The organism is bacterium (assembly GCA_023230585.1).
Lineage (GTDB): Bacteria > Ratteibacteria > UBA8468 > B48-G9 > JAFGKM01 > JALNXB01.
This window is the reverse complement of record JALNXB010000033.1, coordinates 1-23406: the sequence shown is the minus strand read 5'-3', so window position 1 is coordinate 23406 and position 23406 is coordinate 1. Positions and strand designations below refer to the sequence as shown.

Below are 23406 nucleotides of genomic sequence, written 5' to 3'. Positions count from 1 at the left end.
TGTTCTTATACTCTGAGCCTGTTAAGCCCTTCGGAGATGCTTGTTATGCAGAAGGGTGAGTTCTCAGAGTGCCCGATTGTTGTGTAGAAGGTGTATGCACCGTAGTACCAGAGTGAGTAGACACCACATACTTTTTTACCCCTAATTATGTATTTTTGATATATACCCTCTTATGATGTTATAATAAAAAAAAATTTAACAAGTTTAAACTATATTAATAAGAACTTATAATGAAAATCATATCCTATAAACCTGATGAGATAAACAAATACTATACTATTTCAGGTTTCATACTATTTTTTCTCGGCGTTTTAATTAAATACCCACCTGCTTATGACTACACTATTGTTAAAAACATAACTGGTTTTCTCTTCTCTATTTTTCTTGTGGTTATTTTTATTACTCAAAACAAAAGGTTTAGTTTCAACAAATATATATTTACTCCTTTTCTACTTTTTTTTCTGTGGACAGTTATCTCTGCATATACAAGCCCCTTCAAACACGGAGCATCAAAACAACTTGAAGAATACCTGCTATATTTTACTATTTTCTTATGTGCTACAAACTGTAAGATAGAAAAAAACTGGTTTAATATATGGATACTTGCAGGTGTGAGTGCTTCAATACTTGCAATTTTTCAGTTTTTTAGCAGTTTAAGGTACCCTGTTTCAACTTTTGGTAATCCAAACTTTTTTGCTGGCCATCTTATGATGCTTATTAGCATATCTTTCTCACATATTTTTTTAAAAGAAAACAATATAGAAAAAAGGTTATTATACACTCTTTTTTTTCTTATCTTATTACTTGCTTTAATACTTACTCGTTCCCGTTCTGCTATTTTTGCAACATTATTTGGTCTTTCAACTGTTATGTTTCTCCTAAACAGAAAAGGAAATTTTATAAAAAAATGGGGCGGTTATATTATTTTGTTGATAAGTCTTCTTTTTCTATTTCCAGTTATTAAAACCTGGTACTTGACCAACGTTAGGTTATTCTTATGGAAAGGTACTTGGCAAATGATAAAAGCAAGACCTATTTTTGGTTGGGGGCTGGGAAATTTTGTTTTTTTCTACCCACGCTTCAGAATAAAAGAGTATTTTCTTCAATCAGAGTCTACCCCTACCACAACCCACGCCCATAACGAATATCTCCATTTATGGTCTGAGATTGGTATTATTGGGCTTATTTTGTTCCTTACGCTCCTTGCAATAATATTTTACAGTTTAACTAAGGAAGCAAAGAAAGATGATTTTCAAAAAATATTATCTTTTGGGATTGTTGGAGCAATTGCTTCTGTTATTCTTGATAATATATTTTCAACAAACTTGCGAAACCCTTCAACCTCAATGTATTTCTGGTTTCTTATAGGTTTAGTTTCAAATATGGCTAAACAAGAAGAAACAGATATTGATATTTCAAAAGTTTTATGGTATACTATTTTGTTATTATCTGTTATAATGGTGGTATTCACTTCCTTCTATCGAGTGCTTCCTGAGGTATACCTTAAAAGAGGTATTTGGGCAAAAGAGGAAAGAAGAGATGAAGAAGCAATAAAAAACTATCTTGTTGTATCTTCTTTAAATCCGAACAACTATGTTTCAAGATACAAACTTGCTTATGTTTACGGTGAAACAGGGTATCTTGATGATGCTATAAAGGTATATACAGAAATAAATGATAAAATATTTCCTCATTTTGCAAAACTTGATGCCAACCTTGGGACTCTCTACTTGAGAAAAGAGGAATATAAAAAAGCACTCTACCATTACAGGTGGCAAGAGTGGTTCAACCCTTACGACATTGATGTTTTGTGTGGTATAGCTTCAATACATTTTATATACACAGAAGATATAAACCAAGGAGTTGAGTATTTAAATAAAGTCTTAAACCTTGACCCTCAAAATGAATACGCAAATAGGATTATGAAAATGCTAAAAGACGAGGGGAAAATATAGGAGGAGGTATGGGAAAAATAAAAGTTGGTGTGATAGGTTGCGGTGGGATGGGAAGACTTCATTCAAAAATTCTCTCACAAATGGAAGATGTTGAGATATTTGCGGCATCAGATTTATCTGAAAAAGCACTTAAACTTTATAATGAAACTTTCAAGCCAACTCATTCTTTTACTGATTATACAAAATTGGTTGAACTTGACGAATTAAACGCTGTCCTTGTTTGTTTACCAACCTATCTCCATAAAGATCCTGTTGTTTTGGCAGCAAAAAATAATAAAGCAATCTTTTGTGAAAAACCTATATCTATGACATTAGAGGATGCAGATGAAATGGTCAACGAGTGTGATAAGAGAGGTGTTATCTTCTCAATAGGTTTTGTTAGAAGGTTTGATAATGGTTGGGAAAAATTTAAAGAAATAATACTCTCAGGTAAAATTGGAAGACCTGTTGTCTGGAGAAACTTTATGATAACATCAGCGCCGTCATCTCCATGGTATATGGACAAAGAGAAAGGAGGCGGTCCTTTTATAGATGGTTGTGTTCACAACTATGATTTTGCCAGATATGTTTTTGGAGATATAAATAGAGTGGCTGGACTACCTATAAAAATAAAGACAAGTTCAACTGCTCTCGACACAGGAACATTTGTTCTTGAATTTAAGTCTGGTGACCAACATATATTAAACTGGTCATGGGGTTTACCTGCAAAATGCGGTGGTAAAAGGTTTAACGATGTTTTTGGACCTAATGGCACAATCTATTTTCAGGATGGAATAGAAGAGAAAGATTTACCAGAAGATTTTGACCCTCAAACAGAGGGGGTGTATCTTTTCAAAAATGGTGTAGAAACCCAATATATAAGATATAAAAAGAACCAGATGTTTAATGATCAGATGAAACACTTTATCAATTGTGTTAAAGGTATAGAAAAACCCAAAGTAACAGGTTTAGACGGGTATGAGGCTCAACAAATAGGGCTTTCCGTTTTAAAGATAGTTTAATAGGAGGAAGTAATGGGAAAGGTTTGTGAAATTTGTGGAAAAAAAACAAGTACAGGAAATAAAGTAAGCCATTCAAATAGAAAATCAAGAAGAACTTGGAAACCGAATATTCAAAGAATGCTAACTGAGATAAAAGGCGTAAGAAGAAGAATAAATATATGCACTTCTTGCATAAAAACAGGTAAAGTTAAACGACCTTCTGCTCCTCAGCAATCGACTGAACCGGAAGAATAAGTTGTTAAATTAGAGATTTTTAAGATAATTCGGTATAAACCGTTAAAACTTCTAACGTAAGGCGTATAGTAGATATCAGACAATTCGTCTGGTTGAGGAATATTAATTTTTTCTGGTAGGGTTGCTTCAAAAAAAGAGTTCTTATTTTTTACCCAACATTTTTTTGTATTGGGTTCATCAGCTCTTATTGTTTTAATTGTAATATTCCGACATAAAAAGATAGGTAGAGGATTACCTTTCCCAAAAGGTTCAAGGTATGTAAAGATATCTTCTATTAGAGAAGGCGTTAGTTTGTCAATATCAAGTTCACAGTCATATTGTTTATTTATGTGGAAGTGCCATTCTGTTGAATCCCAGATATCCTTAACAATATCAATTTTGGTGGAAGAACACTTAAACCCAACAGCTTGACTATGACCTCCAATTTCGTCCATAAACTCTTCTATATTTGATTTTAAACTATGGAGTAGATACCCATCGGGTGTTCGGATAGACCCTCTTATAAAATCATCTTTCTTATAACAGACTACAAAAGGTCTTTCAAATTTCCCTGCTAACCGAGATGCAATTATACCGCTTAACCCTCTATAATCATCGTCAGAAATTATAAAACCTTTTTCAATATCGTCACAATTCTCAATTGTTTTCATAATTTTTGTTATAGCCCTATACCTTTCTCTATCATTTGCATCAATTTCATTAGCAATCTTTTCTATAAGAGAAATATCGTTTTCAAGAAGCAACTCTAAAACAATCTCAGGTTTTCCTAATCTCCCAGGAGAGTTAAGTTTAGGGTTAAGCCTCATAACAATATCTCTAATTGTAGGAGTTGGTTTAAGCCTATAAAAATCAAGAAGATAATTTAAACCTTTTATTGATGTGAAAGGAAGTTTTCTGAGCCCTTCTTTAACAAAAATCCTGTTCTCGCCAACAAGTGGTACAATATCTGCAAGAGCAGCAAGGCAAGGGATTTCATACATTTTAGAAATTCTTTTTTCTCTCAACCCAGACATTAACTGCTCCATACCAGTAATAAACTTAAAAACAACACCTGTGCCACTAAGGTAACTAAAATCCTTATTCCATTTAATGCAATTAGGATTAACATATATATGGCTTTTAGGAAGTTTATCTGGAAACTCCATAATATGATGGTCAAGAATAATACATTTTAGACCTAATTGTTCAGCTTTCTTTAATGCCTCAACAGATGATATACCGCAGTCAACTGTTATAAGTGTAGAAAATCCATTTTCTTTAAGTTCACTTATTAAAGATGTTGGTATCTCATAATTATCTTCAAGTCTATGTGTTAGATAAAAAGGAATTTTTATACCTAAATCCCTAAAAAACGAAAGAATTAAAAATACCCCACATATCCCATCAACATCTCCATCGCCAAATACAAATACTTTTTCACCATTTAAGATAGTTTTTTTTAGTGTATCACAGGCGTTTTTTAACACAGGTATGCTGAACGGGTCAGTTAAACTTGGTATCCCAGAAAAAAGAAATTTAACCATATCAGTTTCAGATTCAAAACCTCTCGCAAGTAAAATTTCTTTTATTATTGGTGGAATTTGTTGTTTAATCATAATATTGTTTTATAAATTTGCTGTCCATTGTAAACTATGGGAGGTTGCTTTGTGAGGAAGCCGTTACTTTTTAATAATTACACGGACCTTAACACCGGCTTCCTTAAGCATATCCGAAGCGATAATATCAGGGTAGGGCTCTTTAATAACAATCTCCTTTATCCCACCGTTAATTATCATTTTTGAACAAACACTGCAAGGATGACAGGTAATGTACAGGGTGCTTCCCTTTATTGAAATCCCGTGATACGCTGCCTGAATTATAGCGTTCTGTTCAGCGTGCAATCCTCTGCATAACTCATGCTTTTCACCAGAGGGTACGCCAAGTTTTTCTCTAAGACACCCTGTCTCAGAACAATGTTTTAAACCAGAAGGCGCTCCGTTATAACCGGTCGCAAGTATTCGTTTCTCTTTAACAAGAACTGCTCCAACTTTTCTTCTTAGACAGGTAGAACGGCTACTAATAAGTTCTGCAATTTGAATAAAATATTCGTCCCAGTCAGGTCTGTGGATAGATTGGGTATTCACTCGAAAATCTCCTTATCTTTTCTGAAATATCTTTTAATATTTCCGCATTATCTTTATATTTAAATGTTTCATCTATCCAACTGGCAATCTTTTCCATCTCTTCCTCTTTCATTCCACGACTTGTCACTGAAGGTGTGCCAACCCTTAACCCACTTGTTATTTTTGGAGACAAAGTATCAAACGGAAGAAGGTTTTTATTTGTAATAATACCAACGCTTTCAAGTAATTCTTGAGCCTCCAAACCTGTTAAGCCCTTGTTAGTTAAATCAATTACAAAAAGATGGTTATCAGTACCACCACTAACTATCCTATACCCTCTTGCAACCATTTCAGCACACAGTTTTTTTGAGTTTTTTATGATCTGTTGTTGGTAGACCTCAAACTCGGGTTTTAATGCTTCATTAAAAGATACCGCTTTTGCAGCAATAATATGCATAAGAGGACCGCCTTGTATTCCGGGCATAAGTGAACTATTTAGTTTTGGACCGTATTTCTTTTTTGATAACACAAAACCGCCTCTCGGACCTCTTAATGTTTTATGAGTAGTAGATGTCACAAAGTCTGCAACCTCCACAGGAGAAGGGTGAATCTTGGCAGCTACTAATCCAGCAATATGAGCAATATCAGCAAACATAAAAGCATTTACTTCTTTTGCAATTTCTGAAAATTTTTGGAAATCTAATGTTCTTGAATAAGAACTTGCACCACAAACTATTACTTTTGGTTTAACATAATGAGCAATCTCTCTTACTTTGTTGTAATCAATAGATTCACTCTCTTTATCTACTGAATAAAAAAATGGTTGGTAGAAAACCCCTGAAAAATTGTTAGCCAACCCGTGAGTTAGGTGCCCACCAGCAGACATATCCATAGCAAGTATTTTATCTCCGGGTTTCAGAATAGAAAAATATACCGCCATATTTGCTTGACTACCTGAGTGGGGTTGTACATTGGCAAACTCTGCCCCAAACAACTTACACGCTCTATTGACTGCTATCTCTTCAATAGTATCAACATATTCACATCCACCATAATATCTTTTGGCAGGGTATCCTTCTGCGTATTTATTGGTAAGAACTGAACCAGCAATCTTTAAAACCTCTCTACTAACAATATTTTCAGAAGGGATAAGAGTAATTGTGTTAATTTGTTTTTTCTCTTCCTCTTCTACAAGTTTAAAAATCTCTTCATCTATACATTTAGACATTGTCAACCTCCACTAAGGGTATAAGAGAAAAATCAGCAAAAAGACTAAAAATTTCATTAACTTCACGTAAAAGAGCAAGCCGATTTTCTCTAATTTTTTCATCATCACACATAATAAGAACATCGTCAAAAAAAGTATCAATCACATTTCTCCATTTTCCAAGATTCTTCAAGAAAGAAATATATTCACCGTTGTTATACAAACTCCTTAAATGAGATCCTGTCTCTTTATACAAAGAATAAAACTCTTTTTCGGCTGGGTCACTTAAAAGTTTTTCAACAACAGAATCTCCAATACAAATCTTTTTCTCATCTGCCTGTTTCAAAATATTTGCAACCCTTATAAAAGGAACAAGTAGATTTAGACCTTCGCCTTCAGAGAAAAAAGTTTTTAGAGCAACAGTCTTTAACCTAATATTAAGAAAATTCTCTTTTTCAGAAGAAATCACAGCTTTTCTTATACCAGACGAGAAACCTTCATTTGCAAGTATATTTTCGATTCTCTGATACAAAAACTGAAATATCTTATCAGAAACATTGTTAGGGTTATCCACAAAAAGAAGAAGAGATTTATCCAACAACTCTTTTATTGGAATATTAAGATTTTCAGACCAGAGTATTTCAATCAACCCGTTAGCAACCTTTTTTATACCGTAAGGGTCTCCAGTTCCTTTAATCTTAATATCATCAAGAAACATTCCACACAACGTTTCAATTCTAACAACTACAGAAGCCACAGAAGTTTCAAAACTTTCAGGAAGGATATCACCAGAAGATTTTGGGAAATAATGTTGCTCAATACCTTTAGCAACAACAGAGTTGTAACCATTCTTTTCAGCATAAACTCTACCAATAATACCTTCGAGAGATGGAAACTCTGCAACCATAAGAGTTGCAAGATCATTTTTACATAATAAAACTATCTCATTTATATTATCTTTTACTGCCTCACTAACACCTAAAAACTCTGTAACCAGATTGGCAATCTTTTTAAACCTTTCAACCCGCGCATAAACGCTACCCCATTTTGGGTGGTAAGAAATTCTTTTTAACTCATTAGAATATTCTTTAAAAGGGACAGATAAATCTTTATCCATAAAAAATATTGCATCTTCCATTTTACTTGAAAGTACTGAAAGATAGTTCCTTTTTATCTCTTCACTCTTAACACCATCAGAAACAACAATATAGTAAGGTAGTAGTTGTTGGTCCTGGTTAAACAGAGGAAGACCGTTAAGATTACGTATTACTGCACAAACAACCTCTTGTGGGAGAGCCATATACTCGTCCTTCAACTCACATTTTAAGACAAAAGGATATTCCAAAGCATTTAAAATTTTAACCAACTCTTTCTCATCAAAAACTATTTCAGAAGAAATTTCTTTATTAATTATTGTTTTTGTGAATTCCAACCTTAAATCAGGGTCAAATATAACAAAATGTTTCAAGATTTTATCTATATAGTCACGAGCAGAGGCAGGTTTAAACTTTCCGCAACTCAAAACTCTATGCCCATAAGAATAAGGTCCACTTTTTATGCCTGCCAATTCCAAATCAATAATTTCCTCGCCTAACATAGCAAAAACCCATCTTATTGGGCGTATAAACCTAAACCCATCCTTCTGCCATTTCATACTTCTTGGGATTTCTATTTTTTTTACACTTTCAACCAATATATTCCCCAAAATATCTTTAATAGGGATTCCAACAGTCTTTTTTATTAACGCTACAACTTTTTTGCCACTTTTTTCTTTTATAAAAAGTTCATCCAAAGAAACATTGTTTGAAGCAGCAAACCCTTTAGCAGCAGAAGTATAATTGCCTTCACCGTCGATTGCAACCCCAACAGGTGGACCTGTTATTTCAGATGATATGTCTCCTTGTGTTTTAGCAACATCTCCCAAATAAACAATCAACCTTCTTGAGGTAGAAAAGAACCTTAACGATACATAGTCAACCCTATTTTCTTTCAAAATATCAGACAAAAAATTAACCCATTTTTTCTTTAAAAATTCTCCTGTCCAAGTGGGCAGGTCTTCACACCCAATTTCTACAACTAAATCTTCTCTTTCCATTTGTTTTTTTCCTAAATTTTATAACGTTCAGTTATATACTCTCTATTTTATCTCTTTATTGCCGTTTTGTGGCATTGCGAGTGTTTATCCTATACACTCTTTGTTCCCTTTCCAATACACCTTAAAGACGACAGCAAGACGAAGGTCCTGAATTCCCACTCCTTTTTGCCTCCGAGAGTCTTGTCCCGAGTATCTCCGAGGGATATTATGCGCATGGCAACTTCCTCGGGGGCACCCGGGAGAAGCACTCGTAATGACAAGAGGGGGCGTGTATACGCCATAGTCCCAGAGTGAGTAAATAACACTCCATACTTTTAAAGGTTAAATAGTAGATTATATTAGATTTTCTCTTTTTTTTCAATTTTGACCAAAAATATAAGAAGAAAAACAATAAGCGAAAAATGTAAAGTCCAAACTCCTACAACAGGAGGAACTCTACCTGAGGTTGCCAGCCCAAAACTAAAAGCATAAATACCATAAGATACAAAAGCAAGGACCATAGAGATACTTAAAACAAAAACCCGTGCAAGTTTTTTTGAAATTGAAAAAAAAGGAAGCAACAAAAAAAGAAGAAAAAAATTAAGGAGAGGGTAAGCCGTTCTTTCATGAAAATAACTTTCCATCTCCTTTTGAATAATTCCAAATTTTTTCATATTTGTTAAAAGATGTTTAAACTCAACATACGACAATGTTTCAATATTCTTTGAATCTGAAGCAAGAATTTCTGGCATTATCTGAAACTGGGTTCTAAAACTCCGAAAAACATCTTTTTTTAACAGTTGCCCGTTCAAATCAAACAACCATAAGTTCCCATTTTCAAATCTCCAATAATTTTTACCTTCATACCTAGCTTTCTCTGCCTTAATTAGTTTAGTATATTCGCCTTTCTTTATATACGAGAATTGAACCATTTCAAAAAAATCTGGTGAGATAAATTTTTCGCTATATACTAGGTATTCGGGTGAAGAAAAATTTATTGTTTTAACTTCCTTAAATTTACCTTTTTTTATCATACAAACCGGGACAGTATAATTTCTCACATAAAAAGTAAAACCTGATACAAGCAGCCCACACACACATAAAATATAAAAGATTTTTCTATGGTTAATCCCAGAAATTTCAAAAACTTTTAACTCTCCATATTTTAGCATCTCTGAGATAAAAAACATCCCAGATAAAAATGTTACAATTGGTGACATTTCAATAAAAAGTTCAGGTGCATCAAACAAATATTTCCACAACCGTAAACCTTTATCTACTAACTCTAAACTATGTAGGTCATCAATTATTCTAATAAAAATAAATAGCGAAACTATTGATACTGAAATAATAATAAAAGTTTTAAAAAAGGATAGGATAGTATATTTTACTTTTAACATTCTTTTTTCCAAAGTGATACAACCAGTATAACAGAAAGAAGCATAGAGGCCCAAATAAGGTAAGGGGTACCGATTTTTTTTGCTAACAATTCTCCCACAAAAATAAGTTGAAAAAATAGCATCCCAACAATACCTCCCAAACCTATATGTAAAACCTTGTTTTTTTGCCTTACTCTATACCCTAAACCAGAACCAATAAATATAAAAAGAAACGGCATTATTCCAAAAATTATTCTCTTATTAACCTCTATCTTTTCATCAACCCCGTACTCTGATAGCAGGTAGGTTAAATGTCGTTCAGATATTTTAGGTTCACTTTGAACTGAAATAAACTCTGTTGGTAAAGAATATAAAAAAGAATATTGTTTAAAACTAAGGTTAGTTATTGCGCCCTCATTAGGACGACTAACAATATTCCCATTAGAAAGTTTGAAAAGAAGTTTATTCTGTTTTCTATCATAAGAGAGTGAACCAGAGTTAGCGTTAAGAAAATTTACTGTCTGGTTTTCGGTATAAATAATTGATATATCTTCCAACCTGAAATCTTTATACACCTTACCAAAATATATTGTTATACCAGGTATTCCGTTTATAACATTTTTTTCTTGAATAAGAGATAACGGGTTTTTAAGTTTTAAATTTTGGAGCAGGTTTCTCTGTTTAAAACTAATTTCTGGCAACAAAAAAAGGTCAAAAACAAGTAAAAAAAGAGTGCCTACTACAGCAAAAATAATAATCGGTCTTAAAACCTTGAGAGAAGAAATGCCAGAAGAAGAAAAAACCAAAAGTTCCCTATCCATAGATAACCTGGCAAACAGAGCCATAGAAGAGTATAAAAACGCAAGAGGTATGATATGATTAAAAGTAGTAAAAAAAGTTAAAATAAAAAGAACAAATATTGGCACTGCAGAAAAAGTTCCTTTTGATAATATCTGGAATATCTTTAGCAGGGCTCTCATCGAAAATAGAAAAGCAAAAATTGCAAAAGAAAACCCTAAATTTATAATAAACTCTTTTGATATATAGTTTTTTTTAATTTTTGATTCCATAAGAAATATTGTAGAATATTAACAACCTTATGTCTATAAGAAAAAAAAATTTTAAACATTTTGATACAAAATGTATCTACTGCAAAGAAAAAAAGATATTAAACCAATATGGGTTTTGTTCACCCTGTTTTAAGTATATAACAGTTATTGAAAACCTTCCAAAAGTTGATAAATATCATATCTTTAAATACGAAGGACCTATCAAGGAGATTATTCAAGACTTAAAATATAGAAGAAAAAAGTTTTTAGCTAAACAACTGGCTAACATTATATTTACACACATCCAAAAAGGCAGTATCAAAGAATTTGATTTTATAATCCCTGTCCCTTTACATTGGAGGAAAGAGTTCAAAAGAGGGTTTAACCAATCGGCTCTTATCTCTGTTTATCTTGGTGTAAAATTAAAGAAAAAAACTCTTTTAGGTGTACTGGTAAAAAATAAGAACACGTTATCTCAAACCAACCTTACTTTTAGTGAGAGGAAACTAAATATAAAGAATGCCTTTATAGTTAGAAAACCACCACTTATAAAAGGAAAACAACTGCTACTTCTTGACGATGTTTACACCAGTGGGGCTACAGTTAATGAAGCAAAAAAAACTCTTATTTCTGTTGGAGCATCAGAGGTAATTATCCTAACATTGGCAAGAGTTTAAAACATTCTAAAGAAAATATTGCAAAATTAAATAGAATATTGTATAATGAGTTTTATCTTATATCTTTCTTAATGATGGCCTTACTTTGTTTAGTTGAAAATTTAAGTTCTTATTAAAGACCTTTAAAGAGAAAGAGCGAGTTACAACTGTTTACTGGGCAAAGTAGACAGGTACACTAAAGATAAAAAAAACAATCCATTATTTTCTTTTTATTATAGGCGGAAGAATGGTGGTTGATTATTAGATTAGGTTAAAAGTTATAAATTAAATGGTACTTGTGTTAGAAACTTATTTTATGAGGAGGATTATATTATGAAGGTAGGAATTAATGGTTTTGGAAGAATTGGAAAGCTTGTTTTGAGAGCCTCTCTTGAAAAAAATTTTCCCGAGGTAGAGTTTGTAGCAATTAATGATATTGCTGATACAAAAACTCTTGCTCACCTGTTCAAATATGATTCAAACTATGGAACATTTACAGGGGAAATTGTAGCAAAAGAAGATGCACTTGTAATTAATGGAAAAGAATACAAAGTCTTTTCTGAAAAAAATCCCTCTGATATTCGCTGGGATGAAAAAGGTGTTGATGTTGTTGTAGAATCAACTGGCTTTTTTACAGAAGCAGAAAAAGCTAAAGGACATTTAGCAAATGGAGTTAAGAAGGTCTTGATTTCTGCACCGGCTAAAGGTGAAGATATTACAATAGTTTTAGGTGTAAACGAACAAGATTATGACCCTTCGAAACATACTGTTCTTTCAAACGCTTCTTGTACAACAAACTGTCTTGCACCTGTAGTTAAGGTTCTTGACGAAGTTTTTGGTGTTGCGAAAGGACTTATGACAACAATACATTCATATACAAACGACCAGAGAATTCTTGACCTTCCACATAAAGATCCCAGAAGAGCGAGAGCTGGCGCTGTATCAATGATTCCTACGAGCACCGGTGCGGCAATAGCGATTGGGAAGGTTATACCATCTCTTAAAGGTAAACTTGATGGTTATTCAATGAGAGTACCCACACCAACAGTTTCTGTTGTTGACCTTGTTGCAGAACTCAAAAACTCAGCAAGTGTTGAAAGTGTAAACTCTGCTTTCAAAAAAGCAAGTGAGACCACATTGAAAGATATCTTAGGATATTCCGATGAACCTCTTGTATCAAAAGATTATGTAAAAGACCCTCATTCTGCAGTAATTGATTCACTATCCACATACATTGTAGAAAGAAATTTAATAAAGGTTTTGGCTTGGTACGACAATGAGTGGGCATATAGTTGCAGAGTTGTTGACTTGCTAAAATATATGGCTGGTAAACAATAAGTATATTTTAAAAATCAGAGAAGAATTTTTGGCAGGTCTTAAACAGGACCTGCCAAAACTGATTTTGGTCTTTTATTTGTTAATTAATAATAAAACGGAGAAGTTATGGAACTTCATACTATTGAAGACAAGAGTTATAAAGGCAAACGTGTTTTTTTAAGGGTAGATTTTAATGTACCGCTCGATAATGGAAATATAACCGATGATACAAGAATAAAGGCGGCTTTACCAACAATTAATTATCTTCTTAAAGAAGGTGCTTCAATTATTGTTGGTTCTCACCTTGGTAGACCTAAAGGGAAAGTTGTCCCTGAAATGAGTTTGAAACCTGTACAAGAGAGGTTATCTGCTCTACTTAACAAAAAAGTAAACTTTGTTGTAGATATTCTTGGAGGCGAGACCAAAAAGATATCTTCCAAACTAAAAGAAGGTGAAATTCTGCTTCTTGAAAATTTAAGATTTTATAAAGAGGAAGAAGATGGTGATGAGAATTTTGCAAAAAAACTTGCATCTCTTACAGATTGTTATGTGAACGACGCATTTGGAACCTGCCATAGAAAACACGCTTCAATATATCAGATAACAGAGCATTTCTCTTCTGTTGCTTGTGGTTACCTTATACAGAAAGAAACCAAGGCTTTATCTGTGCTTATTGATAACCCACCAAAACCTTTTCTTCTTATACTTGGTGGTGCAAAAGTGCTTGACAAGATAGGTATGATTAAAAACCTTCTTGATAAGGTTGATACTATAATTACTGGAGGTATAATGGCGTATACCTTCATTAAAGCAAAAAATTTGGAGGTAGGTAGTTCTAAAGTTGAATTTGACGCAATCCCTGAAGCAAAAGAAGTTATTAAAGAAGTTAAAAGAAGACATCTAAAACTACATACTCCGCTCGACCATATTGCTACAGATAAGATATCAGTTGATTCTAACTTTTCTCCCACAAACAGAGGTAAAATACCTTTAGACAAAATTGGTGTGGATATTGGTCCAAAAGCCATTCAAGAGTACACAGGTTTTATAAATAGTTCTAAATCAATTTTTTGGAATGGTCCTATGGGAATTTTTGAAATTGAACCGTTTGCTAATGGTACTATGAAGATAGCCCAAGCGGTAGCCTCATCAGATGCGTTTTCTGTTATTGGTGGAGGCGATTCTGTTGCAGCAATAAACAAAGCAGGTGTTTCTGATAAAGTGTCTCATATATGTACAGGTGGAGGAGCTTCTTTAGAATTTCTGGAGAAGGGGATACTTCCTGGAATTGAAGTATTAAAAAAATAGAGGAAAAAATGAAAAAAACACTAATAGCAGGAAATTGGAAGATGTACAAAACTCCAACAGAAGCAGTAGAATTTTTAAATAATTTAATGACAAAAAAACTACTATATGACGATAGAGAAATACTTGTCTGCCCTTCTTTTACTTCACTTTATCCTGCATCTCAAGTATTACAGAAAACTTCTTCAATCAAGTTAGGTGCACAGAATGTTTGTTGCCAAAAAGAAGGAGCCTTTACAGGAGAAGTTTCTGCCATAATGCTTAAAGATATTGGAGTTGAATACGCAATCTGTGGACATTCAGAAAGAAGACAACTCTTTGGCGAAGAAGATGGGATAGTGAACAAGAAAATTAAGATGGCTCTCCAGTTTGATATCTGTCCAATATTATGTATTGGGGAGACCCTTGAAGAAAGAAATACCAACAAAACCTATGATATTATAAAAGGGCAACTTACCAACTCACTTAATGAAGTTAGTGGTAGTTCAGAATTTGTGGTTGCTTACGAACCTGTTTGGGCAATAGGAACAGGACTCTCTGCAACACCTGAACAAGCAGAAGAGGTTCACCTTTATATAAGAAAACTTCTTGAAGAAATGTTCGGCAAAGAAACAGCACAAAATATACGGCTACTCTATGGTGGTAGCGTTAAACCAGACAATGTAGATTCACTTATGCGTCAGAACAATATCGACGGGGTTCTTGTGGGAGGCGCAAGTTTGGATGTAGATTTTTTTGCAAGAATTATAGATTATAAATAGTTTAAATCCTAATTGGAGGTTCAAATGTATCTTTTTTTTCTTATTTTTCACGTTGTTATTTCAGTGTTACTTATTACAGCAGTATTGCTTCAATCAGGTAAAGGGTCTTCACTATCAAATATTTTTGGCGGTGGTGGAATGGAAACAGTTTTTGGAGCGGAAACATCAGCAATTTTAAATAGAATAACAACAATTTTTGCCATTCTTTTTATAATCAACTCAATAGTTCTTGCTACTGTTCCGGGGAAACTTACTACCAAAAGTATAATTAAACAAGAAGCCCTCAAGGAACAGGTTGCTCCAACTCCGACTCCTACTCCGCCACCTGCTCCTGACGCTGTGAATGAGTGATAACAAATTTATTCTTAATTATGTCTAAATATGTCAGGCTTCCAGAAGAAGGATATATTGTTTTTGTTGGAGATACCCACGGTGACTATATAACAACCAAAACAATAATCAAAAATTACTTGAATAGAAAAGATTATTATATTCTAATGCTCGGGGACTATATAGACAGAGGGAAAGATTCTCAAAAAAATCTTGATTTTCTGCTTAAAGTTTACGAGGAACATAAAAACATTTTTCTTCTTGCGGGCAACCACGAAATGCATTCAATAAGAAAATGTTCTCCTTCAGATTTTTGGAACTCTATTACTGATGAAAAAAAGGAAGAGTATAACAAAAAACTTTTAACACTTCCTCTTGTTGCAGTAGGTAACGGTTTTATAGCTCTTCATGGAGCTTTACCTAAAATATCTAATTTAAAAGAGATACAAGATATTAAAAACGGGGATGATAACTGGACAAGAATCGTATGGGGAGATTTTAGAGAAAAAAAAGGCGGAGAACTTGGGAATTTCCTTGGCAGACCAAAGTTTGGAAAAGACTATTTTGAAACAATTATGAGTAATCTTAAACTTAACGTGTTAATTAGAGGACACGACCCACTTGCTCCAGAAAAAATGTTTGATAATAGATGCTTAACTCTTTTTACTTCATCTGCCTACAAAAAAGAAAGAAAGATTGCTATAAGCAGGCTTGATAAAGAGATTAAAAGTATAAACGATATAAAAATACTCTCTTTTGATAGATTGGAAAATTGAAATGAGAATTAAAGATTTTGGCGGTTATAAATTAGAAGAAGTTATTGGTGGCGGGTTGAACACCCGCATTTATAAAGCTCACTCGTCTCTTGCTAAACCACCTTACGAACATACCGTTGCAATAAAAACCTTAAACTTAAAATCTAACAATTATAAAGAAAACAGAAAACTTGCACATCAATTTGAAAGGGAAGCAGAGATATCAATGTCTCTTAATCATCCCAACATCATCAAGGTACATAACTTTGGGAAGTACAACAACCAGTATGCAATTATTATGGAACACATTTCTGGTTCAAACTTTAAGGAAGTTCTTTATAATATTGAGAAATTACCTTTTAAACTACTTCTCAAAATATGTTATGAAGCAGGGAAAGGGTTGGCGTTTATACACAAAAACAATATTGTTCACAAAGATGTTAAACCAGACAATATCCTTGTTAACAAAGATTTTACGATTATTAAAATAACCGATTTTGGTATTGCAAAATTACCAAAAAGGTTTTGGCATAAAGATATATTTCCTAAAAGTGGAACTATTACTAAATACGGAATAATCAACTATATAGCGCCTGAACAAACACTCGGAAAAGCTGATTACTGTTCAGATATATACAGTTTTGGTGTTACAATGGATGAGATAATAACTGCAAAGTTCTTATATCCTGAGCAAGAAGAAAAAAACAAGGAAGATTATTTTCAACGTCTTGATGGACCATCTTTTAAAAAGAAAAAAGGACAACAAGATATACTTTGTGCAGATATCCCTGTAACAGAAGATTTTAAAAATATCATAAGAAGGGCAACACATCCAAACTGTGTTTTAAGATACACGTCTATGGAAGAACTTCTTTATGATCTAAAAAAATTACTATGATTAAAAATATTTTCACCTTCACAATAATATCGGTTCTACTATTTTGTGGCTGTGGTATTAAAAAAAAGAGAGAGAACTTTCAAAACAATCTTGTCTTATCTGTATCAGGAGACCCCAAATCCTTTAACCCAATAATTGCAAAAGAGACCAGCACTACAGCTATAACCAGATTCTTATTTGAAGGTTTAATTGAAACAGACGGTTTAACATTAGAGATAAAACCTTCGTTAGCAAAAAGTTGGAAGGTTGATAAGAACGGCAAAAAATGGCGTTTCTTTCTTAGGCAAGACGTAAAATGGCACGATGGCAAAGATTTTACTGCCGATGATGTTATTTTTACCTTTAATAACCTTATATATAACCCTGATATCCCAACAAGTAGCAGAGATATTTTTTCAATAGAAGGAAAACCCATAAAAGTAACAAAAATTGATACATATACAGTAGAATTTGAGTTACCAGAAAAATTTGCTCCATTTTTGCGGCTTTTAGGGCACGAAATTCTCCCAAAACATAAACTTGAAAACTCTGTTGAAAAAGGTATTTTTAACAGTTCTTGGGGAGTTAATGAAAAACCAGAAAATATTGTTGGAACAGGTCCATTCTTTTTAAAAGAATATATACCAGCTGAATGGGTTATACTTGATAAGAACCCTTTATACTGGAAAACAGACACAACAAGTACAAGATTACCTTATTTAGACAGGATAGTTCTTTTTATACTTGCAGACACAAACATAGCTCTCTTAAAGTTTAAAGTTGGAGAGATAGATTTAGTCAACGTTAGAGGGCAAGATTACCCACTATTAAAGCCGTATGAAGAGAAGAATAATTTTAAACTTTTTGAGTTAGGTCCATCTCTCGGGTCAGAATTTATTACATTAAACCAAAATTCTACTTCTCCTTTACCTGAGCATAAAAAAAAGTGGTTTCAGAACAGAAATTTCAGGCAATCTGTTGCTTACGCAATAGATAAAGAATCTATAATACGAAACGTGTATGGGGGGTTTGGAGCTAACCAAGACGGACCTATGAATGTTTCTTGCGGTTTTTTTTATAACTCGAACCTTACAAAATATGAGTTTAACATTAATAAATCAAAAGAACTACTTAAAAGAGAAGGATTCTTTTGGAAAAATGGGAACTTATTTGACAATAAAGAGAACCCTGTAGAATTTACAATACTTACAAACAGCAACAATTTTGAAAGAGTTCAGTTAGCAAGTATCATCCAGAACGATCTGGAACAACTTGGAATGAAGATAAACCTTTTACCTATCGAGTTTAACACACTTGTTACAAAACTTAATGTTACTAAAGACTGGGAATCCGTTATAATAGGTCTTACAGGAGGAATAGAACCTCATAACGGGAAAAATGTTTGGCATAGCAAAGGTCAGTTACACCTTTGGAATATGGGTGTTGAGACACCAAAAGATTGGGAAAAAAGACTTGATAGAATCTTTGAAGATGGTGCAAAACTACTCGACGAACAAGATAGGAAAAATCTTTACGATGAATGGCAACATATAGTAAATAGAGAATTACCAGTCATTTACACTGCCAGCCCTTTATCTATGACTGCTGTAAGAAACAAGTTTGGTAACATCAAACCCTCTGTTTATGGAGGGGTTATACATAACATTGAAGAGATATACGTAAAATGAATCAATATAGAATAAGATGCTCGTACGAAAAAGAGGGTATAGCAAAGTTTATATCAAACAGAAACTTACAAAGAATAATGGAAAGAAGTTTGAGAAGACTTGATATACCACTAAAATTTACAGAAGGCTTTTCGCCTCACCCTAAAATGAGTTTCGGGTTTGCTTTACCAATAAATGTTTCAGGTAGTAATGAATATTTTGATTTTTTTATTACTGAAAAAATCAATATCAACCAACTGCTTGAAGAGTTCAACTCTTTTCTCCCTGAAGGACTCAAAAGTAAGCATTTTTTTTACACAAACAATGATGATAAACCCTTAACAGATACCAGCACTGAGGCTCTTTACACTATCAAGTTGACAGAATTAGGTTATAATCTATTAGAACCTTTTGGTGAGATTGTTGAAAAAGATACACAGCAGGTAGTAATCAAAACTAAACTCAACAATTTCAGCCATAAAGGGATGTTAGCCCTCTTAATGGAAGGCAAAATATTAAGTATTCACAGAGAAATTATAGGAAACGATATACAAAATGGAAAATAAGTTTAAGATTTTAATTAGTAATGAGACTTTTTTAAATAGGGTAGCAATAGTATCTGAGAACCAGATTGAGTACCTATTTGTTAACAGGCCAGACCTTTTTACTGGCGTAGGGAATATATATAAAGGCAGTATAGAAAAAATTATTCACGGCTTAAACGCCGCTTTTATAAATATAGGTGGACCCAGAAACGGATTTTTACCTTTCAACAAAGAAGAATGTATATATTTGGAAGGCGAACATCTTGGCAAAACTGATAAAGTTCCAATCCACAAACATACCAAAGGCGAAGAAATTCTTGTTCAAATTTCCAAACCTATGACCGACGATAAAGGTATGAAACTCACGACACATTTATCTATCCCTGGTAGGTTCCTTGTTCTATTACCTCAATCCCCTTTAAGAACAATATCAAAGAAGATAACCGATAAAGCAGAAAGAGAAAGACTTGTATCTGCCGTTACAAAAAGAATAAAGAATAATGATATTGGTTTTATAATCAGGACAGCAGCAGAAGGGCAGAACGAAAAATATATCTTACGTGAAGTGAAAATACTATTGAGTTTTTGGAACAAAATAAAACGTTTTGCCAAAGTAAAACCATCTCCCTCAATTTTATGGGAAGATTTACCTCTTTACACAAAAATTATACGTGATTTTGCCAACAAGAACTACACCGAAATAATCGTTGATGACGTAAAAACCTACAAAGAAGTAAAGAAGTATGTTAGCATTTTTCTTCCAGAACTTAACGGTAAAGTTAAGTTTTACAATGAAAGCACCCCTATTTTTACAAAATATTGTATAGAAAAAAAGATAGAAAACTCTCTTTCTAACAAAGTTTTTTTACCTTCTGGGGGTTACCTTTTAATAGAAGAAGGCGAAACATTAAACGCAATAGATGTTAATACAGGTAGTAGCGATAGAAACAATATCAGGGCAACAATTTTTAACACAAACATAGAAGCAGCACGTGAAATACCGCGTCAAATTCGTATAAGAAACCTATCAGGTCTTATAATAGTAGATTTTATAGATATGTGCCAAGAAAAACAGAGAAAAAAAGTCTTTAACGAATTTAATGCAAACCTTGATATTGATAAAGCTCAGATTAATATACTTTCCATATCAAAACTTGGTCTTGTTGAGATGAGTAGAGAAAAAACAGAATACCGACTCTCAGATGTTTTTATGGACAGATGCACTTGCTGTAAAGGTAATGGAGTACTACGAAACATCTATATAGAAGCCTTGATGCTTAAAAACAGTATCTTAAACCAACTTTCAAAGAACCCTAAGAAAAAACTTAGTGTTGAAGTTTCAAGGGACCTATTTGAGTTTTCAAAAGAGACCCTGTTTTTAGACAAACTTATCAAAGAAAAGAAAATCTTTTTAAAAGAGAACCTTTTTCTGGAAAACGGGCAGTACAAAATATTTTGAAAAGGTAAAAAATATGGCAAAAAAATATAAAGTTGGAAACTTTCAAGGGTACCAGAAAATAATAACCAATGAAAACTCAGATTTAAAACTAATAAATCTATCTTTTATTAAAAATATCAAAGACCAAAATTATAACGGAACTACTAACGGTGAAGAGACCGTATTAATTTTAATTGAAGGTAGTATAATATTACACCTTGAAGGAAAACTCTTCGCAAAAATAAGTCGAGAAAACGTTTTTTCACAACCGCCGTCAGCAATATATTTACCACCTTATTTAAAATATTCGATAAACTTTTTAGACAAGACCGAAATATGTTTAGCCAGTTGTGTGGCAAAGGGTATTGGACAACCCAAACTGATACAGTCTAAAAATATGGTATACTCAAGGGTAGGTAAAGACGGTTATTCAAGAAACTTGGTACAGATAGTAGACGAAAGTTTTCGTTCAGAAAAACTTATTATAGGGGAAACTATCGGCGACCCAGGAAGTTGGGTTAGTTTTCCGCCCCATAAACACGATACAAATAACCCTCCAGAAGAGGTTGCTATGGAAGAGGTCTACTACTTTAAGTTTTCCCCTAAGAACGGATTTGGTACAATTCGCATATTTGATGATTTAGAAGATAATGTTTTTGTAATAAGGGATAACGAGATTATAACTATTCCAAAAGGTTACCACCCAATATCTGTTGTTCCCGGACACCAGATATACTATTTGTGGGTTATGGCTGGAGATACGAGAAAAATGGCTTCAACAGTTCATCCAGATTTTTGTTTATTTTAACAATAATTAAAAACTTTAAACATATAAACATTATGAAAATTACAGAAAAATTAAAATCTTTTCCAAAAGATTCTACTGAATATAAGACTTTACACGCCTATTTGAAAAAGTATCAAGACCAGGAGGTTGTATTTATAAGGGTACCTGCAAGAATTAACCTTCTCGGCACCCACATAGACCATAGAGGTGGTTACTTAAACTACCTTTCAATAGACAAAGAGTTTTTTTGTGTAGCAGGTAAAAGAAAAGACAGGAAAGTTGCTTTTTTTGACGTTAAAACAGAACTATATGCAGAAGGCGAGTTTGATATAGATAAAGAGCTACCTAACCGACCAACAGATTGGTTGACTTACATAAGACAAGTTAAAATTATTCCTGGCGACTACTCTAATTACATAAAATCTGCTATTTTATACCTACAAAACCATTTTCATCAAAAAAACCTTTCTGGTATGAACCTTGCTTTTTATGGGGATATACCTGTTGGCGCTGGTTTGAGTTCATCTTCAGCTGTTGTTGTTGCTGTAATGCTTAGCACGGTGCTGTTAAACAATCTTGATATCGAAAAAGGTGCACTTTCTGAAATGTGTGGAAAAGCAGAATGGTATGTAGGTACAAGGGGAGGGTGCGGAGACCACGCTGCTATGCTTTTTGGCAAAAAAAACCAGATAGCCCATATAAGATTTTTCCCTTTCAGTATTGAATACCTACCTTTCCCTGAGAATTACAGAATAATAAGTTGTAACTCTCTTGTTGAAGCAAAAAAATCTATGGGAGCAAAAAATATTTTCAACGAAAGAATTGTTAACTATGAGATAGGATTCCGGTTAATAAAGAAGAACTTTCCTGAACTTGCTCCAAAACTCTCTTATTTAAGAGATATAAATCCTAAAAACCTTGGTAGCGAAAAACTTATATACGAAATCTTGTTATCACTACCTGAGACTATCAGAAGAAAAGATATAATCAAAGAATTACCAGAAGAAAATCTTGATTTCTTCTTTGAATCACATATTGAACCAGCGTCTGGATATAGATTAAGGGATGCAGTTATGTTTGGAATAACCGAATGCGAACGCTCCAGAATATGTTCAAAATTTCTCAAAAATATGGATATAGACACTTTTGGCAAACTAATGTTTATTTCTCACGATGGCGACAGAATAGTCAACCATCTTCCTGATGGAAAAATTATTAAAAAAACCTATAGCGTTGACAATGCACACTTAAAAGAACTTATAAAATATTCAGAGAGTTCCGACCCATCTTTAAGAGAAGAATCTAAACTTTTCAAACAACCCGGGGCATACAGATGTAGTACTGAAGAACTCGATTTTATTGTAGATACAGTCAAACCTTTAAAAGGAGTAAAAGGCGCAAAACTTACAGGAGCAGGTTTAGGTGGTACTGTATTGATTCTTGTTGAAAAAGACCAAGCCGACAATGTTATGGATGTCCTTAGTGAAAGATACTACAAATTGAAAGGATTAAAGGAATCAGCGTTTGTATGTGTATCTGTCGACGGTGCCGGCGAAATATAGCCACCCCATACGCCTTTCTTTTATGCCCAAACGCTCAGTTTTTTATCCTGAACTTGTTTCAGGTTCTCTCACTTAATCCACGCTGGGAATAGGCTCAACGTAAAAAACGAGATTCCACCAACATTCTCCTCTCCTCTGGGGGAGAGGATGGAAGGTGAGGGGGGCTTTTTGCTTTTATGTCTTTAACTGCCGTTTTGTGGCATTGCGAGGAATGCCTTCTAATGACGTGGCAACCCTCGTATTTATCCTTATTATTGTTTATTCACATTCCTTTTCCGCCTACGGCGAGATTGCCACGTTACGAAGCCCCTCCTACGCCAAGGTATACCTGCCGAAGCTTGTATTTTAGCGTAGGTTGGCTTCGGCGGGTAAAGCTCGCAAGATAAACTGCAAAAGACGGAATGG

At 33.6% G+C, this 23406-nt stretch carries 21 protein-coding genes; 15 read left to right on the top strand and 6 right to left on the bottom strand.

Annotated elements, in window-relative coordinates:
* The first annotated feature begins 230 nt into the window (after positions 1-230).
* From M0P98_06415 to rpmB, 3 genes are read left to right on the top strand one after another with little or no spacing between them, the layout of a single operon-like run.
* On the top strand, positions 231-1955 hold the full coding sequence (locus M0P98_06415) for an O-antigen ligase family protein (GenBank protein ID MCK9266498.1): 1725 nt from the start codon (positions 231-233) through the stop codon (positions 1953-1955).
* 8 nt (positions 1956-1963) lie between these two features.
* Entirely contained in the window at positions 1964-2956 is a 993-nt protein-coding gene (locus M0P98_06410; protein MCK9266497.1) for a Gfo/Idh/MocA family oxidoreductase, read from the top strand.
* Between the two features lie 12 nt (positions 2957-2968).
* Entirely contained in the window at positions 2969-3190 is a 222-nt protein-coding gene (gene rpmB / locus M0P98_06405) for a 50S ribosomal protein L28 (GenBank protein MCK9266496.1), read from the top strand.
* On the opposite strand, the gene M0P98_06400 is transcribed toward rpmB, so the two are convergent.
* The 6 genes from M0P98_06400 to M0P98_06375 form a co-directional block, all read right to left on the bottom strand.
* Positions 3163-4785: a DHH family phosphoesterase gene (locus tag M0P98_06400; protein MCK9266495.1), complete on the bottom strand. Its 1623-nt coding sequence runs from the start codon at positions 4783-4785 to the stop codon at positions 3163-3165. The genes rpmB and M0P98_06400 overlap by 28 nt on opposite strands.
* Before the next feature lie 63 nt (positions 4786-4848).
* Positions 4849-5313: a cytidine/deoxycytidylate deaminase family protein gene (locus M0P98_06395; protein MCK9266494.1), complete on the bottom strand. Its 465-nt coding sequence runs from the start codon at positions 5311-5313 to the stop codon at positions 4849-4851.
* Positions 5285-6520, bottom strand: coding sequence for a serine hydroxymethyltransferase (locus M0P98_06390; GenBank protein MCK9266493.1), 1236 nt, complete (start codon positions 6518-6520; stop codon positions 5285-5287). The genes M0P98_06395 and M0P98_06390 overlap by 29 nt, the downstream gene beginning before the upstream one ends.
* Entirely contained in the window at positions 6513-8594 is a 2082-nt protein-coding gene (gene glyS / locus M0P98_06385; protein MCK9266492.1) for a glycine--tRNA ligase subunit beta, read from the bottom strand. Before glyS ends, M0P98_06390 begins: the two co-directional genes overlap by 8 nt.
* Positions 8595-8932: 338 nt before the next feature.
* On the bottom strand, positions 8933-9973 hold the full coding sequence (locus M0P98_06380) for an LptF/LptG family permease (GenBank protein ID MCK9266491.1): 1041 nt from the start codon (positions 9971-9973) through the stop codon (positions 8933-8935).
* Positions 9967-11022: an LptF/LptG family permease gene (locus M0P98_06375; GenBank protein ID MCK9266490.1), complete on the bottom strand. Its 1056-nt coding sequence runs from the start codon at positions 11020-11022 to the stop codon at positions 9967-9969. Before M0P98_06375 ends, M0P98_06380 begins: the two co-directional genes overlap by 7 nt.
* 29 nt (positions 11023-11051) lie before the next feature.
* Here M0P98_06375 and M0P98_06370 point away from each other — a divergent pair, with 29 nt between their 5' ends.
* The 12 genes from M0P98_06370 (at position 11052) to M0P98_06315 (ending at position 23001) form a co-directional block, all read left to right on the top strand.
* Positions 11052-11678: a ComF family protein gene (locus M0P98_06370; GenBank protein ID MCK9266489.1), complete on the top strand. Its 627-nt coding sequence runs from the start codon at positions 11052-11054 to the stop codon at positions 11676-11678.
* A gap of 309 nt (positions 11679-11987) precedes the next feature.
* Entirely contained in the window at positions 11988-12995 is a 1008-nt protein-coding gene (gene gap, locus M0P98_06365) for a type I glyceraldehyde-3-phosphate dehydrogenase (GenBank protein MCK9266488.1), read from the top strand.
* Positions 12996-13100: 105 nt separating this feature from the next.
* Positions 13101-14282 (top strand): phosphoglycerate kinase, encoded by a 1182-nt coding sequence (locus M0P98_06360; protein MCK9266487.1) that lies wholly within the window; start codon positions 13101-13103, stop codon positions 14280-14282.
* 8 nt (positions 14283-14290) lie between these two features.
* Entirely contained in the window at positions 14291-15040 is a 750-nt protein-coding gene (gene tpiA, locus M0P98_06355; GenBank protein ID MCK9266486.1) for a triose-phosphate isomerase, read from the top strand.
* Between the two features lie 24 nt (positions 15041-15064).
* Positions 15065-15391, top strand: a complete 327-nt coding sequence (gene secG / locus M0P98_06350) for a preprotein translocase subunit SecG (GenBank protein ID MCK9266485.1) — start codon at positions 15065-15067, stop codon at positions 15389-15391.
* Positions 15392-15411: 20 nt separating this feature from the next.
* Positions 15412-16146, top strand: coding sequence for a serine/threonine protein phosphatase (locus M0P98_06345; protein ID MCK9266484.1), 735 nt, complete (start codon positions 15412-15414; stop codon positions 16144-16146).
* A gap of 1 nt (position 16147) precedes the next feature.
* Complete coding sequence (locus M0P98_06340; GenBank protein MCK9266483.1) at positions 16148-17023, top strand: serine/threonine protein kinase; 876 nt, start codon at positions 16148-16150, stop codon at positions 17021-17023.
* Positions 17020-18690: an ABC transporter substrate-binding protein gene (locus M0P98_06335; GenBank protein MCK9266482.1), complete on the top strand. Its 1671-nt coding sequence runs from the start codon at positions 17020-17022 to the stop codon at positions 18688-18690. The genes M0P98_06340 and M0P98_06335 overlap by 4 nt, the downstream gene beginning before the upstream one ends.
* A complete protein-coding gene (locus M0P98_06330) occupies positions 18687-19235 on the top strand; it encodes a TIGR03936 family radical SAM-associated protein (protein MCK9266481.1) in 549 nt (182 codons plus the stop codon). Before M0P98_06335 ends, M0P98_06330 begins: the two co-directional genes overlap by 4 nt.
* Positions 19225-20673 (top strand): Rne/Rng family ribonuclease, encoded by a 1449-nt coding sequence (locus M0P98_06325; GenBank protein MCK9266480.1) that lies wholly within the window; start codon positions 19225-19227, stop codon positions 20671-20673. The genes M0P98_06330 and M0P98_06325 overlap by 11 nt, the downstream gene beginning before the upstream one ends.
* A 13-nt stretch (positions 20674-20686) precedes the next feature.
* Entirely contained in the window at positions 20687-21460 is a 774-nt protein-coding gene (locus M0P98_06320) for a 5-deoxy-glucuronate isomerase (protein MCK9266479.1), read from the top strand.
* A 32-nt stretch (positions 21461-21492) separates the two neighbouring features.
* Positions 21493-23001 (top strand): hypothetical protein, encoded by a 1509-nt coding sequence (locus tag M0P98_06315; protein ID MCK9266478.1) that lies wholly within the window; start codon positions 21493-21495, stop codon positions 22999-23001.
* Positions 23002-23406 lie beyond the last annotated feature (405 nt).